We start from the raw sequence: 15,090 nt of genomic DNA, 5'->3' as shown, positions 1-15,090 counted from the left end.
CGGGGAACTGCGCGACCAGCACAGCAGCGAACCCGCAGATCTCAGTCCTCGTCCGGCAGTTGGTACCAGAACTCGATCTCCCCCACATTGCACCGCCCGTTGTGCCCGTCATAGACACGGATCCGCTCGTACGACACCCGCTCGGCGAGCCGGAACTCGTACCACCTGGCCGTGTCGACCCCGCTGACCGTGTGGAAGTCGGTCCAGTCGGCCCCGGCCTCGTCGGAGCCGCGGAACACCGTGCCGTTGGCCCGGCTCAGCTGATCGGCGCGAGGGTAGAGACGGATGCGGTCGACGGTGATCGGGCCCGCGGCGCCCGCGGCGATGTCGATCCAGCTCTCGGCAGCCGTCGTGTCGGTGTAGGTGGCGGTGTTTCCGTCGAAGGCCCGCCAGCCCGCGGCCTCCTTGGTTCCCGTGCCGGGCCATTGGGTGGTGGAGGCCACCACCATGGACGGGGTGACCTGGAACTTCCGCAGCAGAGTGTCGATGGAGATCAGGAGTTCATGGGCCGCGTAGACGGCGTCCACGCGGGCGGACTCCGGGTCGTCGGTCGCCTTTTCGATGCGGTCCAGTTCGGTGGTGAAAGCCGCGTACGACTTCTTCGTCCAGTCGGAGGCGTTCGTCTTCCGTGCCCGGGCCAGGACCTGGGCGAAGGTCTCGGCGACCGCCACGGCCACCGCGGAGTCGCGGGTGCCGCCGCCGACCAGGGCCGCCGCCACCTTGTAGAAGCGGGTGCCGTGGCGCAGGGCCTTGTCCTCGTAGGCGTACGTGCGTGTGTCCTCCTTCAGAACTTCCCACTGTTCATTGCCCGTTGAGCGAGAGAGTGTGAAGGTCAGGGCGTCGTCCGGCTTGTTCCAGCGGACGGTGGCGGTGTCGGCGTCGCGCTCTACGGAGAGCATGAGCGCGTTCGCGCCTAGGGCGTCCACAGCCACCTTCGTGAACTCCGCGTCGCCCGTCGCCGCGAAGCCCGCGTGGACCGCGTACGGGAAGGGTGTGAAGAGTGTCGCGACCGTCAGCCAGGTGGTGCCGTCCACCGACACCTGGCCGTGCACTCGGTGGCTGCCGGCGTCCCTGACGATCCGCAGGTACGGCGTCGCGGCCAGGGTCTGGCCTTCGAGGCGGCGGGTGATGGGTGAGCGCAGGTCGTCCTGCCAGTCATGGCGGCTGTCGCGGGTGCGGTTGTGGAAGACGAGCTGTCCGTCCTTGTCCGCGCCGAAGAACAGGTGGCGGGTGTCGGCGGCGATCCGGTCTCGGAGCATCAGTCCTGTCAGCGGTCCGCGCGACCCGGTGACACGCGTGGTGAGGGTGAAGCTTCCGGCCAACGGGCGGCTTACGTAGTGGAGTTGGTCCTCTATGTCGCGGGAGGGCACCTTGTAGTCGTCGCCCTCGCCGAATCCGTCTCCGCGTGCGCCGAGCACCCGTATCGTCGCGCCTCGTACCGCCGTGCTGCCCGGTCTCGCCTTGCGCAGGGCGTCGTCCCGCCAGCCCGAGTTTCTGAGGCCGGGTGAGGCAGGCTTCGGGAGTTCGGTTCGGATGGTGTGTGAAGTCCAGCCTGGGCCTTGGTCGTTGACTGCGGTGACCGTGTAGAAGTACGTCTCGCCGGCGCGCGCGGAGGTGTCCGTGAAGTGGCGGCCCTTCTCCTTCGCCGCGAGGACCTTGTACGGGCCCTGCTGTCGGGTCGCCCGCCGTACCTCGTAGTGCGCGGCGCCCGCGGTCGTCTGCCAGGTCACCGTGACCGCTCCGTCGCCGGGGAGGGTGTGCACGAAGTCGACGTGTGCGGGCGGGAGTTCGGCCTCCAGGGCAGTCGGCAGCTTCAGTACCAGGCCCGTCCTGGGCGGGACCTTCACCTTGCCGCCGCGCACCGGGAGCTCCTTTCCGCTCACCAGGTCCAGGACCGTCGAGCCCGTTCGGCCGGTGGCCCGCGGCACCTCCACCTCGTACGACCTCTCGTTCCCGTACGCCTTGCGGGTCGTGTTGAAGACGAAGAAGTAGCGGCCGTAGCGGGCGGTCAGCAGGTCCGGGTAGCCCGAATAGGCATGGTCCGCCTCGAAGTTCTCGCGGTGGACCGTGCCGACGCCCGGTTGGAAGGTGATCGGTGCGATTTCGCCCGCCAGGGCCTGGAGGGCTGTTGAGTCGCCCGTCTGCTGGTCCTCCATGAAGTCGACGTCGATGTTGTCCATGCGGGCCCAGTAGTCCTCGTACTGGAAGCGTGCGTTGGTGTTGATCTGCACGATGTGGTCGCGGTTCGCCTGTCGGACGTGCAGGCGTCCGTTGCGGGCGAACCCCCGCTGGCGTTCGTTGAGTTGGGCCCACAGGTGGAGGTCGCCGTCCCTGAGGGAGACGAACATGCAGTCCACGTCGACCCAGGCGAAGCGCTCGTAGTCGGCACGGTTCACCGCCAGTGCGGTCAGTTCCGCGGGCGCGTAGTGGGCGAAGTCCGTGTGCGGGTGGACGACTCCGGTCGGCTCGTGGGCCTTCAGGTAGGCGTAGGTCTCACCGAGTGTCAGGTCGTACTTGTTCTTGCCTGTGACCGAGGCGAAGGAGCTGAAGTACTGGTGGTCGGCCAGCTGTTGCTGGGCGAAGCCGACCGCCTCACGGGCGTACACGCGCGTGGTCGCCCAGCGGCTTCCGGTGTACCGGTCGGTGTGTTCGGCCATGTGCCGGGCCAGGGAGACGTAGTTGAGGATGCGGCCCTCGGAGATGCGCAGTACGTAGCCTGGAAAGCCCGGGTAGTTGGTGTTGCGCTCGTCGATCACCATCTCCATGCGCATCGTGCGCTTGAGGTTGTCGTCGAGGTCGGTCATCCGGGCCAGGGAGCGGGCGTGCAGGTTGCGCAGCGCGATCTCCAGGATGCGGTCGTTCAGGTCCTCGTCGCCCTTGTGGCCCCAGGTGCGGTGGAACCACTCGGGCAGGTAGTTGGTGGCCTCGCCGTAGTTGGCGACGTAGCCGTTCTCGCGGGTGTGGCCCGCCTCGGTGATGGTGGTGTAGTGCTTGCCCAGGGGCAGGCGGCGTACCAGGTTGCCGGCCTTGTCCAGCTTGGACTTGGCCAGGCCCTTGATGACGTACTTGATGTAGTCGTCGGTCCAGCGGGCCGTGGTGTCGTGGTAGAAGAGCGAGTGGAAGAGGTCCAGGTCCTGGCCGTCCGGGCCGACGAGGACCTCCTCGCCGAGGAAGGGCAGCCAGCCGAGCGCCTCGCCCGCGATGCGGTGGCTGCGCGCCTTGCCCTCGTAGAACTCCGAGTCGATGACCCGCAGCCCCTCATGGGCCTCCCAGGCGCCCTCGTACGTGTACATCACCTGGTTGTAGATGTACGAGAGCCGCGAGCGGGCGTAGTCGAAGTTGGCCTTCAGGACGCGGCCCCAGGCGGCCCGGCGGGTCAGTGGTGAGCCGTCGAAGTCGACGTCCTTGAGGGAGGTCTTCCCCTCGCTGGTGCCTGTGGTGAAGGGTTCGTCCAGGAATGCCTCGAAGGCCTCGCGGCCGAGGACGTCCTTGTCCGCTATGAGGTTCTCGACGATGTAGAGAGCCTCGCCGAGTGCTCCGTAGTAGCCGCCCCAGTCTCCCTGGTGGCCGCCGCGGGCCAGGAGTCTCGTGTCGGCGTAGTAGTCCTTGGTGTGGTTGTCCACGCATTTGAAGACCCGCTGGAGGGCTGACCTCCGCTCGGCCGTGGTCCGTGCTGGGCACCAGCTGGACTGCGTCAACGCCGAGGCGTAGAAGCGGAGTTCGTCCTCGTAGCGGACGATGCTGAGCCTGGCCGTCGCCGATGCGTCGATCTTCGCCGAGTGGTCGTTGAACAGCTTCACCTGGCCGGCCACATAGCCGTCGACAAGTGCCTGCTTCTGCGGCTCCGACAGGTCCGCGACCGTGTCCGTGGGCGGTGTGAAATCGGCCTGCGGGTCGTCGCTCACGTCGAGGTACGCGCCGGTGTGGGTGTACGCGCGGTAGTAGCCCCGGGAGTCGGCGGTGACCTTGGCGGTGAACGCCGAGTCGTAGGTGCGCAGGGTGATCTCGGCCTGCTCCCGGCCCTTCGTGTGTTCCAGCGGCAGCATCACCGTGGCGTAGAAGAAGCGGCCCGGCAGCGGGCGAACCGTGCCGGTGTTCAGCGCCTCGTAGTCGCCGGAGCGGCGGTAACCGATCTGCTCGCCGTTGATGTACGCGATCGTCTTGTACGGGGAGGTGTCGCCGCCCCAGAACTTGACCGTCAGGTAGTTCTGGTGGAGCGGGTCGACCCGCATCGTGAAGCGGAGGTCGCCGGTCTTGATGTCGGGCGTGACCAGGGGTTTGGCCACTCGGGCCCGGTCGCCCGCGTTTCCCTCGACGGCGGCCGAGCCGGGGGCCTGGAGGCCGTGCGCGGACTCGGAGTCGGGGTCGCCGAAGTCGACGAGGTCGAGGCGTCTCGCGCCGTCGGCCTCCTCGGCCGCTGCGGCGGACGCCTGCTCGGCGGCGGTCCAGGACCAGCCGGTCAGCGCGAGAGCACCGGTGCCGGCGGCGGTACCGGCCAGGACGGATCTTCTGGTGACGGACATGCGGGATCCTCACGGCGGCGAAGGGTGACCAGGAAGAAGAAGGAGGAGGAAAGGGGAGAGATGGGGAGGGGAGGGGAGGGGCCGCGGGCCGCTCCGCGTCGGCTACGACCGGCCGCGTGGTGCTCGGGCTACTTGAGGGAGCCCAGCGTGACTCCGGAGCGCCAGAAGCGCTGCATCGAGATCATCAGGATGACCATGGGGATGAGGGAGAGCAGCGAGCCCACGACCACCATGCCGGTCAGGTCGGCGGACGTGTCGACCTTGACCTTCAGCCAGGAGTAGAGGCCGACCATCACGGTCCACTTCTCCGGCGTACGCAGGAACACCAGGGGTCCGAAGAACGAGTTCCAGGAGCCGACGAAGCCGAGCAGGAAGATCGTCGCCGCGCCCGTGGACATCAGGCGGGCTCCGACCGTGAAGAAGATGCGGTACTCCCCCGCGCCGTCGATGCGGGCCGCTTCGAGGAGTTCGGGCGGGATGGCTCCCTCCGCGTACACCTTGGCGAGGTAGACGGAGAAGGCGTTGAACAGGCTCGGCACGATGATCGCCGACGGGGTGTCGACCATCCGCAGGTCCGTGAAGAGGAGGAAGGACGGGATGGTGAGCAGTGCGTGCGGGACGAGGAAGGAGCCGATGATGCAGCCCATCAGTACGCCCCGGCCGCGGAACTGGTACATCGCGAGGCCGTAGCCGCAGGCGACGCAGACCAGGGTCATGCCGGCGGTGCCGACGAATCCGTAATAGAGCGTGTTCCACAGCCACTTGAGGAAGATGCCGTCCTGGTAGGTGAACAGCGCCTTCAGGTTGTCGGTGAAGTGCAGGTCGGAGAACCACAGGCCGTTGGTGGTGTAGAGGTCGGACTGGTTCTTGGTCGCCGAGACGATCAGCCACCACACGGGGGCCAGCGAGTAGAGGGTGAAGAACACGACTCCGCCGAGGACCAGGGCCTTGGTCCGCCGGGAGTGCCGGACGGGGCCGGTTTTGGCGCGGGACGCGGCGCTCCGCTTCGGGCGCGGGGGCCCCGGGGTGGTCGTCGACGAGGAAGGGCCGATGGTCACGGTCATGAGGTGGGCGCCTTGTTCGTGAGTCGGTAGAACAGTGCGGACGCGGTGCCGACGACCAGGGCCAGGATGATCGAGAGGGCGGAGGCGTAGTTGAAGTTGCCCTGCTGGAAGGCCCAGTCGTAGATCGCCATGATCGGGGTGAAGTCGCGGGTGACCGTCTCCGGTGCCATGGACTTGAAGAGCATCGTGTCGCTGAAGATCTGCAGCGTGCCGATGATGCTGAGCACGGTGGTGAGGACCAGGGAGCGGCGGACCAGCGGCACCTTGATCGACCAGGCGATCCGCCACTCGGAGGCCCCGTCGATGCGGGCGGCGTCGTACACGTTCGCGTCCACCGACCGCAGCGCCGAGTACACGATCAGCATGTTGAAGCCGATCCCGCTCCACGCCATCAGGTTGCCGATGGACACCCAGATGAGTTCGCCGCCGTAGAAGTTGGCGTCGATGCCGAAGAGGTCGAAGAACGGGGTGAGCGGTCCGACGACCGGGCTGTAGAGGTAGATCCAGATCAGGGTCGCGACGATGCCCGGGATCATGTACGGGATCAGCAGCGGGATACGGAACCGGTCGGCGACGCGCTGCGAGGCCGCGTCGAGGAGCAGGGCGAGACCAACGCTGGCGACCTGGATGACCGGGATGCTGATGACCGCGAAGAGGCCGACGCGGAGCATCGAGGCCCAGAAGCGGCCGTCGCCGAAGCCCTCGACGAAGTTGTCGAGGCCGACGAACTCGACGGTCTTCTCGCCGAATCCGAGCCCGGAGCCCTTCTCGCTGTAGAGGCTCTCCTTGAGCGCCATGACGAGCGGGGTCACGGTGAACAGGAGGAACCCGAGGAAGAAGGGGACCGTGAACGAGGCGCCCTTGAGGGCCATGATCCGCCGCCATCCCAGGCGCGCGGCCCGGGACGGCGACTCGGTGACGGCTGCCATGGGTCAGCCCTCGACGTTGATGTTCTTGGACTTCAGGTCGTCGACCGTGAACTCCTGGAGGTGCTCAAGGGCCTGCTTCACCGTCATCTTCTTGGTGACGATCTTCGCCCACTGGTCCTGCAACTCGGCGAAGAGACCTGTGTAGTTGGGGCCGACCGTCCAGTTGCTCTTCGCGTGCTCGACGGACTTGAGGATCACGCCGCGCGCCTCGGACTTGTGGGTGCCGAAGAGCTTGTCGGTGACCACCGAGTCGACCCAGGGGGTGACGTCCTTGACGGCGCCCGGCCACTCGTACTGCTTGGTGTCCTTCTGGTAGGTGGAGTCGATGCCGGTCTTGTCGGTCTTCATCCACACCGCCGCCTCGACGGCCTCCTTGACGTGCTCGCAGCCCTTGGGGACGAGTACGCCGTTGTTGGCGCTGTAGGAGGGGGTGGTGAACTCCGTGGCGTCGGCGAACTGGGGCAGGTCGATGGGCTGCCAGTCGCCGAGGGACTTCTTGTAGTTCAGTTCGTAGTTCTGCAGCTGCCAGGTCTGGGTGGGCAGCGAGACCATCTTCCCGGAGTCGAAGTAGCTGATCAGGGCGGGCCGGTCCTGGTAGGTCTGGTTGGCGACCAGGCCGCCGTCGACCAGTTGCTGCACTATGTCGGCTGCCTTGAGGGACTCCGGTGACAGGAAGTCGATCTTCCAGCTGTCGCCCTTCTGCTCGTACCAGGTGCCGCCCGCCTGCTGAACCAGGTTGACCAGGGTGGACGGGTCCTCGCCGGCCAGGTTCATGACGTACACGCCGTGCTTCTTGAGCTTCTTGCCCGCGGCGATCACGTCGTCCCAGGTCTTGGGGACGTCGACGCCGTACTTGTCGTACACCGAGCGGTTGATCATCATGAAGGTCGGGTTGAAGCCGGTCGGGACGGCGTAGTAGGTGCCGCCCGCCTGGACGCTGGGCAGGGCCGCCGGGTTGAACCGGCCGAGGTACGGCTTGAGTTCCTTGTCGACGCTGCTCAGCAGGCCCTCACCGACGAGGCTCGGCACCTCGCCGAAGTTCTGCACCAGGCAGGGGACGTCCTTCTTGGCGGCGACCGCGTTGCGCAGGTTCTGTGCCGTGCCCGGGTTGTCGGCCTGCTTGACGAACTTGAGCTTGATGCCGGTGTGCGTGGCGTTGAACTTGGCCACCACGGGGTCGACGTTCTTCGTCTCCGACCAGCTCCAGTACTCCAGCGTGACCGGCCCCTTCGACTGGTCCGAGGAGTCGTCGGAGCCGCCGCAGGCGGTCGCGGTGAGGGCGAGCACGGTGGCGAGCGCGGCGGCGGACAGGGTCGCGCGGTGCGGGACACGGGGCTGGGGCATGGCGGCTCCTGAGGGGACTGGAACAGGGGGGACCGTCCGCCGCTCGGGTTCTGCCGTCCGAGGGCGCCATAGAAATCGGTCTCTATGGAAGCTAGAACCGGTCCCGGACGTCGGCAAGACATCGGGCAGAGAAAACTGGGGAACCGGGCCAACTCGCCCGGCGTTGAACGGGATTTCGAACGAGTAACCGGAAAATGGGTGCCTACCGGACAGCTGGTTCTCTAGAGACCGGTTGTCCAGGGAAGCGTCGAGGCTGCCTCGGAGAGGGGGTGGAAGGGGGAAGTCAGGGGCGGGGCAGGGAAGTCGGCCCGGATCCCCGAGGGTCGTTGAGGGCCGCTGAGGGCCGCTGAGGGCCGCCGGCCAGCTTCCGCCGGGGAAGGTCAGCGCCCGGGCCCATGCCGGTCGGGAAAAGTCAGTGCCCGGAACCCCATGCCAGCCGGGAAAAGTCAGTGCCCCGGTCGCCGTGTCGAGTCCCGCAGGACGATGTGGGTACCGAGCACCAGGTGTTGGCTGCCCGGGAGTTCCTCGCGGTGCAGGGCCAACCGGACCGCCGCGCGGCCCAGTTCCTCGTGCGGGACGTTGACGGTGGTGAGGGCCGGGAAGAGGTCCAGGGCCAGTGGCACGTCGTCGTAGCCGACGACGGACACGTCGTCGGGGACACTCACGCCCGCTTCGCGCAGCGCCTGCAGCGCGCCCGCCGCGACCATGTCGGTGCCCGCGAACACGGCCGTGAAGTCGGCGCCGGACGCGAGGAGTTGGCGCGCCCCTTGATAGCCGTGCGAGCGGCTGAACGTACCGTCCAGGATCAGCTTCGGGTCCGGGGCCAGCCCAAGCAGTTCGTGTGCGCGCCGGAAGCCGCTGAGGCGCTGATCGCTGGTGGACAGGCCCGGCACCCGGCCGAGGTAGGCGATGCGCTGGTGGCCCGAGGTGAGCAGGTGGGTGGTCATCGCGAAGGCGCCGCCCTCGTTGTCGTACTCGACGACCGTGGCGGGCACGCCCGGGCCGAGCGGCGGCCTGCCGACCAGCACGAGCCGGGAACCCACCCGGTCCAGGGCGTGCGCGAAGTGCGTCATACGGTCCTGGTAGGCCTTGTCCTCCCAGGCACCGCCGACGACGATCACGGCATCGGCCCGCTGTTCGCGCATGGTCTCGACGACGGCGAGGACGCGCTGCGGATCGCCGTGCGTGGTGCACAGCATGCAGAGCCTGCCCTCGGCGGACGCCTGCTCCTCCACACCGCGTGCGATGTGGGCGTAGAAGGGGCCGGTGACGTCGTCGACGACGAACGCCACCGTCTTGTTGGTGGAGCCGCCGAGCGCGCGGGCGTGCGCGTTGACCACGTAGTCGAGCTCGCGCATCGCCTTGAGCACCCGGGCGCGGGTGCTCGCGGCGACCGGGTAGGTGCCGCCCAGGACCCGGGAGACGGTCGAGGCGGAGACCCCGGCCCGTGCGGCGACGTCCCGGACCGTGGAGGCGTCATTGCCCATCACGGGCTCCGTCTTCTTGGCCACCGGTGGGCTCCCCTCCCCTGCTCTGTACCGGTCACCCTATGGGGTGGCCGGGTTCTCGTCCGCGCTGGTCGGGCCCCCGTCGTCCTGCCGCACGAGCACCACCGACCAGGGCGCGAGCCGCCGTTCGTACGTCAGCTCGCCCGCCGCGTCGGCCCGTACGGTCTCCGTGCGCGGGGCCGTCCGACGCAGGGCGGCGATGTCCTCGCGGGAGAGCGGGTCGGGTGCGCCGCGCTCGCGCCAGGCGGCGAGGGTGTCGCCGCCGGACGCGCTGCCGGGCTCCAGGATCTCCACGGTGAAGGCGGCGCCGGACGGCAGTCCGGTGAGGCTCAGGGTGTACGGGGCCGGGGTGCCCAGCGCCAGCGTCCGCTCGGCGACCGTGCGGTCCGGGGTCGAGAGGGGCACGGCGAGCGGCATCTCGGGCGGGTAGTGGTAGGTGAGGGCGATGATCCGGCCGGTGGCCGCCTCCCTGGTGACGACCGTGCCCGGTTCGTGGAGGAGGAGTTCGTCGCCTAGCGCGTGCAGGAACCGGTAGGCGTGGTACGTCGGCTTGGGTATGCCCTGCTGGTTGAGGAGTCCGAAGCCGCCGTGGAAGGCGGTGTCCCCGGCGCCCATCTCCTCGAAGACGTCCGTGAACGTCCAGTAAGCGAGCGAGTCGACGAGGCCGATCGACTCCAGGTTGGCCCGGACGACGAAGGTCGCGGCCTGCGGGTGGTCGTGGGTGTGGTCCCGGGAGGAGGGGGTCGAGCTCCACTCGGTGAGGTGGATCTCGGCGTCCGGGAACGGGCTCTTGCCGACGATGTCCCGGACCGTCGCGAGGTCCCTGCGGGTGGCGTCGGCGCCGCGGGTGTAGTGGGCGCCCTCACCGTGGTCGTCGAGCGCCCAGTCCGTGGGGTACGGGTGGCAGGAGACGAAGTCGACGGGCAGCCGTTCGCGGGAGCAGTGGTCGAGGAAGTGCTCCAGCCAGACGGGCCGCCACTCCAGGGCGTCGAGGTTGTCTGCGGTGACCGTGACGTGGCCGCTCTTGTCCTCGGTGTCGCCGTCGAAGCGGGCGTCCGGCACGAAGTTGCTGGTGGCCGGGCCGCCGACGCGCAGGTCGGGGTCAATTGCCTTGAGGGCGTGGGCCGTTGCCGCGTACAGGTCGTAGTACTCGGCCCGGGTGCCGCGGAAGAACGGGTCGAGGTTGGGCTCGTTCCACACCTCGAAGTACCACTGGCGGACCTCGTCGATCCCGTACCGGGCGACCCAGTGGCGGACGGTCGCGGAGACCAGGCTCGCCCAGGCCACCAGGTCGGTGGGCGGGGAACCGTGGGCGCCCCACCAGAAGATGGTGCCCTTCTCGCGGGCCAAGTCTCCTGGGCTGAAGCCGAGTTCGACGAACGGGCGCACGCCCGCGTCGAGGATCCGGTCGAACAGGTCGTCCACGTACTGGAAGTTGAGGACGGCCTGTCCGTCCCCGCCGAGCCGGTACACGAACATGTCGTCGTGGAAGAGGCCGTGGAAGCGTACGTATCTGAAGCCGCAGCCCTCCGCGACCTGGCGCAACTGCTCCTGCCAGGAGGCGCGCAGGCCCTCGGCCGCGCGGCCCGCGCCGGCACAGACGGACCAGAAGTGGTGCAGGGGCTCGCCCGCGGCGGCGGCGTCGGCCCGCGGGGTCAGGATCGAGGTCATGCGGTGCGCTCCAGTACGGCGTGGTCGATCGCGTGGGCCAACTCCCGTCCGGACAGCAGGCGTTCGGCCTCCTCCGTGACGGCGAGACCGAGCCGGGCCACCTCGTTGCCCTGCGAGCCCGCGAGATGCGGGGTGATGAACGCGTTCGGCAGGTCGAAGAGCGGCGAGTCGACGGGCAGCGGTTCCGGGTCGGTGACGTCGAGGATCGCACTGAGCCGGTTCGCGCGCAGCTCTTCGACGAGGGCGTCGTGGTCGAGGAGGGCGCCGCGGGCCGTGTTGACGAGCACGGACCCCGTCGGCATGAGGGCGAGTTCGCGGCGGCCGATGAGGTGGAGGGTCTCGGGGGTCTGCGGGGCGTGGACGGTGACGATGTCGCTGGTGCGCAGCAGTTCGTCGAGCGGCAGCAGGGGTACGCCGAGGGCGGCGGCCTCCGTCGCGTCGACGTACGGGTCGGCGAGGGTGACCCGCAGGTCGAAGGGGCGCAGCAGTTCGATGAGGCGGCGGCCGATCCGGGAGGCGCCGACGACGCCCACGCGCCGGCCGAAGTTGCCGATGCCCGGCATGATCTCCCCGTAGGGGAAGGCGCGTTGGGCGCGCAGGCGGTCGCGCTGGGCGAAGAGGTCCTTGCCCGCCAGGAGGATCATGGCGAGCGTGTACTCGGCCACGGGGAGGGCGTTCGCGCCGGCCGCGGAGGAGACGGTGATGCCGCGTTCCCAGACCGCGGGCGAGGTGAGTCCCTTGACCGAGCCGGCCGCGTGGAGGATCGCCCGCAGCCTGGGTGCGGCGGCCAGGACCGCCTCGTCGATGTGGGGGCAGCCCCAGCCGGTGATCAGGATCTCCGTGTCGGCGAGTGCGTCCCGGACTCGGGGGTCGGTGAAGTTCTCGGCCGTCAGAGTGGGATCGATTTCTACCGCGTTGCCCAGGCGGGCCAGCACGTCCGGAGGGAAGATGTGGGGCACGTTCTCGGCTGTCATGGCGAAAAGTGCGGCGGGGCGTGGGCGCAAGGTGGGGTGGCCTTCCGGGTCGGTGACGCGTTTATAGCAACCGGTCTCTACGGTAGGTCTCGCGGAGCGAGAGGGTCAATGGACGGGGCCCGGTGGTGAGTGGACGGGGGTCCGACTGTGACTGGGTGGGTGCGGGTCGGCCGGGGCTGGGCGTGCGGTTCCCCGCGCCCCTGGGGTGGGACAGGGGCGGGTAGGTTCGAAGGGTGGCCGTTTCGCCGGTCGACAAAAACTTTCCGGGAGGACCACGGATGGCAGAGGCTCTGACCAACTGGGCGGGCAACATCACCTACTCCGCCAAGGAGCTGCAGCAGCCGCACTCGCTCGACGCGCTGCGGGCCCTTGTCTCGCGTGCCGACCGTGTGCGGGTTCTCGGCAGCGGGCACTCGTTCAACGAGATCGCCGACCCGGGCAGTGAGGGTGTGCTCCTCTCGCTGACGGGGCTGCCGCCGTCGGTCGAGGTGGACGCCGAAGCCCGTACGGTCCGGGTGGCGGGCGGGGTGCGGTACGCGGAACTGGCCCGGGCGGTGCACGAGCGGGGGTTCGCGCTGCCCAACATGGCCTCGTTGCCGCACATCTCGGTGGCGGGTTCGGTGGCGACCGGCACGCACGGCTCGGGGAACGCGAACGGCTCGCTGGCCTCGCCCGTACGGGAGGTCGAGCTGGTCCTCGCCGACGGTTCGGCGCTGACGATCGGCCGGGGCGACCCCCGTTTCAGCGGGGCCGTGACCTCGCTGGGCGCGCTCGGTGTCGTCACCGCGCTCACGCTCGACCTGGAGCCGGACTTCGAGGTCGCCCAGCATGTGTTCGGCCGGCTGTCGCTGGCGGAACTGGACTTCGAGACGGTGTCGGCGTCGGCGTACAGCGTGAGTCTGTTCACCGACTGGCGGCGGTCGGGCTTCGTCCAGGCGTGGGTCAAGCGGCGTACGGATGTTCCGTGGGACGGGTTTCCGTGGGCCGAGCCGGCCACGGAGGCGATGCACCCGGTGCCGGGAATGCCCGCCGGGAACTGCACGCAGCAGTTCGGGGTGCCCGGCCCGTGGCACGAGCGACTGCCGCATTTCCGGCCGGAGTTCACGCCTAGCAGCGGTGCGGAGCTCCAGTCGGAGTACCTGCTGCCGCGTCCGCACGCCACGGGTGCCCTGCGCGCGCTCGACGCGATCCGGGAGAGGATCGCGCCGGTGCTGCAGGTCTGCGAGGTGCGTACGGTCGCGGCCGACCGGCAGTGGCTGAGTCCGGCGTACGGGCGGGACACGGTGGCCCTCCACTTCACCTGGGTCGAGGACACGGCGGCCGTGCTGCCCGTGGTGCGGCGGGTGGAGGAGGCGCTCACGCCGTTCGATCCGCGTCCGCACTGGGGCAAGGTGTTCACGATGGCGGCGCTTGTGGTGCGCGGGCGCTATCCGCAGATGGCGGAGTTCAGGAAGCTGGCCGGGGAGCTGGACCCGACGGGGACGTTCCGCAACGCGTTCGTCGGTGAGGTGCTGGGCGGGTGACGGACCGGGGCCGGACGGCTCGATCCCCACTCTGCCCACTGTGAGCGGCAGGGACTTTGTACAGCCCCTTTCCTAACCCCTTGTCGAAAGTCCTCGGGCGGTCATAGCCTTGCGCCGCGCCGGGGCCGTCGGGGATCGCCATGGCCCGGCGGGGACCGAGGGGGCACATTCTGGTGAAGCGCACATCACGCGACATCCGCACCGCGAACCGCTATGGGGTGCTGCGCCAGATCATCGCCCATTCGCCCACGTCCCGCCAGGAGCTGGCCGCCGCCACCGGGCTGAGTCTCGCGACGATCGCCACGCTGGTCGGGGAGCTGCTCGACCTGGGGATGCTGACGGAGGTCGGGTTCGAGGACTCCGCGGGTGGCCGCCCGCGGGGTCTCGTGGCCGTCAACGCGTCGGGGGGCGCGTTGATCGGCGTCGACATCGCGGAGACGTACGTCCGGGTCGAGCTGTTCGACCTGGCGCTGGGCGTGCTGGCCCGTGCCGACGAGGACATGCGCCCCGGTGAGATCCGTCCGGAGCAGGTCGTCGGGCATGTCGCCTCGGCCGTCGGCTCGGTGGTCGCGCAGGCCGGTATCGAGGGCGCCCGGGTGCTCGGCGTCGGGGTCAGCGTGCCGGGTCAGGTGGACCGGGAGGCGGGTGTCTCGGAGTACGCACCGAACTGGGACTGGCACGACGTGCCGCTGCTCGACCTGCTCGCCGAGCACATCGCGTATCCGCTGTATCTGGACAATCCGCTGCGTGCCTGCGCGGTCGCCGAGCTGTGGTTCGGGGCGGCACGCGGGCGCGGGGACGCCGTGGTGGTGAACCTGGGGACGGGCGTCGGCGCCGGGCTCGTGCTGGGCGGCGGGCTGCACCGGGGGGTCAGCAACAGCGCCGGCGAGTGGGGGCACACCACGCTCGTACTGGACGGGCGGCCGTGCCACTGCGGCAACCACGGGTGCGTGGAGACGTATGTCGGGGCGCCCGGAATCATGCTGAACCTGCGGGAGTCGAGCCCCGACAGCACGCTTCTGCATCCCGAGGACCAGACCGCGACGATCAACGCGCTCGCCCGCGGGGTCGCCGCGCATGACCCGGTGGCGACCAAGGTGGTGCGGGACACCGCGCGTTATCTCGGTGCCTCCATCGCCGACCTGGTGAACCTCCTCAACCCCGAGGTGGTCGTGCTGAGCAGCTGGGTCGCGGCCACCCTCGGTGAGCCGCTGCTGTACGAGGTCCGCGAGGCCGTGGCCCGGCATGCGCTGCGACGGCCGCTGGCCAGTACCGAGATCGTCCTCTCCCCCATTCCCACGGACCCGGTGTGCCTGGGCGCGGCGACGTTCGCGCTGGAGGGTGCCCTCAGCTCGGTGGGACTGAGACCCGCGAGCGGCAGGACGACCGCCGCTTCGCGTCGTGCCTCCTCCGTCAAGAGCCGTACAGCGCCGTCTTCTTGATGCCGTCTTCTTGACGTCGACGCCCCGCCATGTCCGGTATCCCGGACGATGGGCAACGCTTCGAACAGACTTCGTCCAACCCCTTGCCGAAGCATTAGCCGAAGGTTAACGT

The 15,090-nt window shown here is 69.1% G+C and carries 9 protein-coding genes; 2 read left to right on the top strand and 7 right to left on the bottom strand.

The window, feature by feature from the left end; translation table 11 throughout:
* Nucleotides 1-41: 41 nt before the first annotated feature.
* The 7 genes from ACN20J_RS38675 to ACN20J_RS38645 form a co-directional block, all read right to left on the bottom strand.
* The gene (locus ACN20J_RS38675; RefSeq protein WP_419667702.1) at nt 42-4,523 is read right to left on the bottom strand and encodes a Tat pathway signal protein; all 4,482 of its coding nucleotides are present in this window, start codon (nt 4,521-4,523) and stop codon (nt 42-44) included.
* A gap of 128 nt (nt 4,524-4,651) precedes the next feature.
* Nucleotides 4,652-5,587, bottom strand: coding sequence for a carbohydrate ABC transporter permease (locus ACN20J_RS38670; RefSeq protein WP_419667701.1), 936 nt, complete (start codon nt 5,585-5,587; stop codon nt 4,652-4,654).
* Nucleotides 5,584-6,516: a carbohydrate ABC transporter permease gene (locus ACN20J_RS38665; protein ID WP_246574889.1), complete on the bottom strand. Its 933-nt coding sequence runs from the start codon at nt 6,514-6,516 to the stop codon at nt 5,584-5,586. The genes ACN20J_RS38670 and ACN20J_RS38665 overlap by 4 nt, the downstream gene beginning before the upstream one ends.
* A gap of 3 nt (nt 6,517-6,519) precedes the next feature.
* Nucleotides 6,520-7,860: an ABC transporter substrate-binding protein gene (locus ACN20J_RS38660; RefSeq protein WP_419667700.1), complete on the bottom strand. Its 1,341-nt coding sequence runs from the start codon at nt 7,858-7,860 to the stop codon at nt 6,520-6,522.
* Nucleotides 7,861-8,306: 446 nt separating this feature from the next.
* The gene (locus ACN20J_RS38655; RefSeq protein ID WP_372505462.1) at nt 8,307-9,371 is read right to left on the bottom strand and encodes a LacI family DNA-binding transcriptional regulator; all 1,065 of its coding nucleotides are present in this window, start codon (nt 9,369-9,371) and stop codon (nt 8,307-8,309) included.
* A gap of 36 nt (nt 9,372-9,407) precedes the next feature.
* Entirely contained in the window at nt 9,408-11,039 is a 1,632-nt protein-coding gene (locus ACN20J_RS38650; protein WP_190227052.1) for a GH39 family glycosyl hydrolase, read from the bottom strand.
* A complete protein-coding gene (locus ACN20J_RS38645; RefSeq protein WP_190227051.1) occupies nt 11,036-12,043 on the bottom strand; it encodes a hydroxyacid dehydrogenase in 1,008 nt (335 codons plus the stop codon). The genes ACN20J_RS38650 and ACN20J_RS38645 overlap by 4 nt, the downstream gene beginning before the upstream one ends.
* A gap of 248 nt (nt 12,044-12,291) precedes the next feature.
* Between ACN20J_RS38645 and ACN20J_RS38640 the strand changes: the two genes are divergently transcribed.
* Together ACN20J_RS38640 and ACN20J_RS38635 are read left to right on the top strand one after the other, a co-directional pair.
* Complete coding sequence (locus ACN20J_RS38640) at nt 12,292-13,536, top strand: FAD-binding protein (protein ID WP_419667699.1); 1,245 nt, start codon at nt 12,292-12,294, stop codon at nt 13,534-13,536.
* Nucleotides 13,537-13,676: 140 nt separating this feature from the next.
* Nucleotides 13,677-14,978, top strand: coding sequence for an ROK family transcriptional regulator (locus tag ACN20J_RS38635; RefSeq protein WP_419667698.1), 1,302 nt, complete (start codon nt 13,677-13,679; stop codon nt 14,976-14,978).
* The last annotated feature ends 112 nt before the right edge of the window (nt 14,979-15,090 follow it).

This window comes from Streptomyces sp. 2-1 (genome assembly GCF_048564895.1).
Taxonomy (GTDB): domain Bacteria; phylum Actinomycetota; class Actinomycetes; order Streptomycetales; family Streptomycetaceae; genus Streptomyces; species Streptomyces phaeochromogenes.
Note: the sequence above shows the minus strand (reverse complement) of the source record. Positions and strands in the feature narration are given on the sequence as shown.